This window comes from Helicobacter equorum, assembly GCF_900198655.1.
In the GTDB taxonomy this organism is placed as follows: Bacteria; Campylobacterota; Campylobacteria; order Campylobacterales; family Helicobacteraceae; genus Helicobacter_F; species Helicobacter_F equorum.
The window spans coordinates 1-4,822 of record NZ_FZPO01000038.1 but is presented as its reverse complement, the minus strand read 5'-3'; the positions used below and the strand labels follow the sequence as shown (position 1 = coordinate 4,822).

Sequence of the window (4,822 nt, the reverse complement as noted above, 5' to 3'; positions counted from 1 at the left end):
GTCCTCATCAAGAAAATCAAACAATGTTCGCTCTTTTGGTGGATTTTTAAAATCCACTTCATTAGCGTTATGTATGCCCTTGTTTTCCTCTGCCTTTAGTCTTTGTTTTGCTTGATTTATCTTAGAGTTCATATCATTTCTAAGAGTTCTCTCAAGCTCTGCTGGATTGTTTGCTAAGTCTTGATTTTTACTAAGTTGTCTTTGCACATAATCATCAATCTTGCTTAACGCTCTTGTGCGTGTTAGAATACCAAACCCTGCTAACTCATCTGCAAAGCCTAATACAAACTTAGTTGGATTAAATGTTTGTGGTCCTTGTGTGTTTGTGGTCTCTTGTGTGGTTGCTTTAGATTGTGTTTGTGGTATAATGTCTTCAGAGTTTAAAGGCAGAGTCTCGCCTTTTGTAAAAGAAGCAGAGTTGCTACCTTGCTTCTCGCTCTGTAATTTAGAGTTATCAAATGCAGTAACTACCCATTTATTTTCTCCTATTTTTACACCATTTTCATTCCACCCTATATTTAAACCTACTTTATAATCACCTAAAGTGATATTGTAGCCATTATGTGTTTTTACTACCGCCCCATTTTCTACAATCGCATCTAACTCTTTTGCTATGTCTTTAAACTCGCCCCCGTGCTTGTCTAAAATATGTTTTAAGCCGAAGTTAGAATCCCCCCAAACGACATCAATATCCCCTAAGCCATCTTTATAAAACGCCCCCGCGACTTGCCCCTGTTTTTCAAGCAAAAGCTTTTTAACAGCATCGCCCCCAGCGTGATAGAACTCAGCGTAATTTGTGCCAAACTCTTTAATCGGTGTTATATCAAGCTCTTTTTCTAGCTCCGCTCTTTGCTTTGCCAATTTAGCAGAAAAATAATTTCTCTGCTTTGTTATCAGCTCACCTTGTAGCTCAGTAGCTCTTTGTATGGCTTCATTTCTTTCCGCTTCTCCGATTATGAATCTTCTTGCTGTGTTTATTTCATCTTTAAGCCCGTTTTCTCTAGCCCATCTATGTGTATTTGCTCTAAAATTCTTATCCAAAAGTCTAGCATTGTCAAAATACCTTTCTTCGCTAAGCACATCTTCAGGGTTGTTGCGTATAGTAGTTAGCGACGCCCTAGCACTTCGTGCGTTATATTCTTTTTCTAGCATTTTTGGGTCTGCTTTTAGCTTTGCTTCTTGTATGGCTTTTTCTTTTGCTTCTAATATTTCTTGTGCGTTATTAAGCTCTTTTTGCTTCTCAATTATTTTTTTATGGCTTGGCAGTTCATTATCTATTTCATTTGCTAGTGGATCAATCTTGCTATAATATTTTTCTCTTATAATCTCTTTTTGCTCTTTTGTTTGAGCTTTACTAAACTCATCATAATATTCATCTCTTAATCTATCAAGCTCTTTGGCTTTTGGATGTGCTTCTTCCTCATCAATACGCTTTTTTTGCAAATCATTGATTTCTTTGCGCAAGTTTTCTATTTCTTGCTTTAGCTCTCCTGTTGCTTTATCACCTAGACCACTATAAGCGGACAAGTTCGTGGTGTCGCCTTTTATTTCATCTGGTATTTTGCCTTTTGTCCTTTTTTGGTCCAAATTCTGTGCGTGTGGATTCTCACTTTGTTTGCTTATTTCCTGCTTTTGAATCGAGTTTTTATATTTGTTATTTAATTGTTCTTTAATCTCAATAGCTTTGCTTTTGATTAGCTCACTTTCTTTGCTATCGTGTATTCTTTGTCGATTTTGCAATTCTAATTGATTGTATTGTTGTATTGTTTCATATACTTGTTTTAGCTTATCGTTAAATGCTGAGGGTTTTTTGTCTAAAAAATATTTTTTAAACATTTCTACATCTTTAGCGTTTGATAGCTTGTTTTTATTAAATTCTCTTGTGTAGAAACCAAATTTAGTCTCAAATTCATAATACAAAGGTTTATGATAATCTCTATATTCTTTGTAGAATGTATTAAACTCATCTAAAGCTTGTTTGAAATCTGCTTTAGTTATGCTGGTATCTTGCAAAGCTCTTATTTCTTTATCCATAATCTCATTAACATTTTCTTTTAGTAGCCTTAAGCTAACGCTGTTAATGGGTTCGTATTGCAATATTTCCTCATAGCTTGAAAAATGTGGCATAAGTCTTTTGGCTTTTTTATAGGCTCTCTCAAGTATTTGGCTTTCCTCATCTATGAGTAAGCTTTGTTGTTTTATTAAGTCCTCCCATTTTTCACTACCTACCAAATCTTTGCTTCTTAAATCCTCTTTGTGTTCTTTTAAGAGCTTTGCTTTATCTTGTAGTGTCTTGTCTTGTTGTTCAAACTCATCAAAGATATTTTTTAGCTCCTCTTGTCCCTTATGTTGTTTTGATTGTTCTTTTTTGGTAGAATTGGCTTTAGAGTTTAAAGGCAGAGTCTCGCCTTTTGTGATTGCGGAAGATGCATATAAACTTTCCGCATTCTCTTTTTTATCAAGGTTTTTTACTGCATTGTCCGAAGTAGAAGTAAAAGGGTGTTCGGTGAAAGTGTCTCTCTTGTCCTTGTTTTTTTCGAAAGCTGTAATGATAAAGTTTCTTTTATCTCCTTTATATTCTGCACTCAATCCTATTACATAATTATCTTTTTCAATACGATACCTTATATTGTTTTGGTTGATTAAATTGCCTTTTTCTATAATTTCAGGGATTAATCTTATATCAAAATCTGGGTGCTTATCTAGTATGTGTGCCAATCCATAGCCTTTATGATTTTTAGGATCTGTTATTTCACCCCAAACAAGATCAATATCCCCTAAGTTCTCTTTGTGGAATGCACTTTGTATATATCCTGATTGCTTATCAAGTAAAAAATCAATGGCATTTTTTCCTACAAAAAAATCTTTTGGGTTTATTGAAATCCCATAATCTGCTAAGTTTTGTTCTAGGTTCTTTTTGGTGGCTTCATTATTCCAAAGCACTCCAAAAGGTTCTCCATTTGCTTTAAACGCTTTATCTAGTGCTTGATTAAATGGTTGCTTAATGCTTTTATCTACTAGCAAATCTACCAAGCCCCAATCACTTAATAAAGAAATATCCTCAAGATATTCATTCAATAAATTATATGAATAATGGTAGTTTGCTAGATTATCCTTATTTGCGTGTGCCAAATACAAATCGCTATCAGTTAATCCTTCTTTTAGTTTTTTGGCTGTGTTTATCAATACGTTTGGTGATCTGTATTCATTATTGATTTGTTTGTCTTTGTAATATAGTTCTCTACCATTCAATAATGTTATGTCTTCTCCAAAGTCAATTTTACTTCCAGTTAAATCGAGTAAATATTTATCAGAGAGATCTTTTTGAGCCTTTTTGTATGCTCCTTTGATCAATGTATCAATAAGTGTGCTTGTATCCTTATTTGTTGTCGGCTGTTTTAAAAATTCCTCTGCGATATGTGTATCATAAGGGATATAACCTTTTTCATCAAACCCAAGATGTATTTTTGATGGTTTTTCATCAATGCGTGTAATACTGACTTCTAGATTCTCTTTGGGGTCTCTTTGAAGTTTTGGTGTTTGCAACACTTGCTCTAGTTTCTCTTTTGTTTCAAGGTATGGGATAAATTGCTGTATTTCTTTTTTAAATGCACCTGTATATTGCACAATATCATTAATATTTGTAAAAGAATCTATTTCTTTTAGCACACTTGGTATTTGTTGTTTTGCTTGATCGCTTAGGTGTTTTGAGAATGCTTGTAAATATTGCTTGATTGCCTCTGTTTGTAGTTTTTCTTTAGGTCCTAAATCAAAAAGGCTTGATTCTTGTGCTTTAGGTTTAGTATGTAGGTTCTCTTTGCTTACTAAGAGTTGTTGTGGTTCTTTTGTTTGTGTGCTTTGATTATTAAAGGCATTATAGGTTCTCTCTTTATTTCTTAGCTCTGGGAGTAAGTCTATAACCTTGCTTGTATTAGCACTTGCCTCGCCTTTAGTGATGAGATTTTCTATAAAATCATAAATATCCGCCTCGCTAAGTGGTTTGCCCTCTTTGAAAAATGTCGGTGTTATTAATTGTTCTAAATCGCTCTTGGTATCTTGCATTCTTTTTTAGCCCACTATTACAAGCTTTTCAATAAATTGTATTGCTTTGAGATAATCTTTTTTACACCATCTTCTTCTTTGCAATACATATCCCCAAGAGCCATGCATCCATACATTTTGTCACACTCACAAGCTTTTTATAGTCTTTTTGCATATAGGCTTTCAAAGCCTCTTTAGAATCTATATATATTTCACTAAGTGCCATATGCAACGTTTAACCCCAAGATGACAAGTTTTTCATCTGTATTTCTTTGTAAATCAAAGATATAGAGATTGTCTCAAAACAATTACAAAAGAAAGTCTTTTATGATGTATGCAGATATCGCAATAGCTCGTAATAATTTTGGTGCTTTTTGTAAAAGTAAACCGAAAGGATAAGAGAGAATCTAACTAGAATAGAAACTATAGCAGGTATCGCAAGAAGTTTGCAATACCTGTTTTATGGTATTAATGGTGCTCAAGGTAAGCGATAGCTTGGAGTGCGGCGGTAGCACCATCACCAGCGGCACATACGACTTGTTTTGGGGCTTGTACACGCACATCACCAGCAGCAAAAAGCCCAGGGACACTGGTTTTCATAGATAGATCTACCTTTATGCTATTCCACTCATCACATTCACAAAGCATACTGCCATCAGGTTGTTTGAGAATCTGTGTATTTACATCATAACCCACAAATACAAAAACACCAAATACTGCCAAATCTTGCACAGCTCCGCTTTGGATATTTTTGATTGTTACACCCGTTACACCGCTATTA

General features: G+C 34.4%; 3 protein-coding genes. All 3 read right to left on the bottom strand.

Annotation, left to right across the window (positions count from 1 at the left end):
• Positions 1 to 4,062: putative barnase/colicin E5 family endoribonuclease (locus C6H22_RS08765; RefSeq protein WP_459178037.1), on the bottom strand; the 4,062-nt coding region annotated here is incomplete at its 3' end.
• A 61-nt stretch (positions 4,063 to 4,123) separates the two neighbouring features.
• Positions 4,124 to 4,267, bottom strand: coding sequence for a hypothetical protein (locus tag C6H22_RS08660; RefSeq protein ID WP_158654650.1), 144 nt, complete (start codon positions 4,265 to 4,267; stop codon positions 4,124 to 4,126).
• A gap of 242 nt (positions 4,268 to 4,509) precedes the next feature.
• Positions 4,510 to 4,822: NAD(P)/FAD-dependent oxidoreductase (locus C6H22_RS06440; protein WP_158654649.1), on the bottom strand; the 313-nt coding region annotated here is incomplete at its 5' end.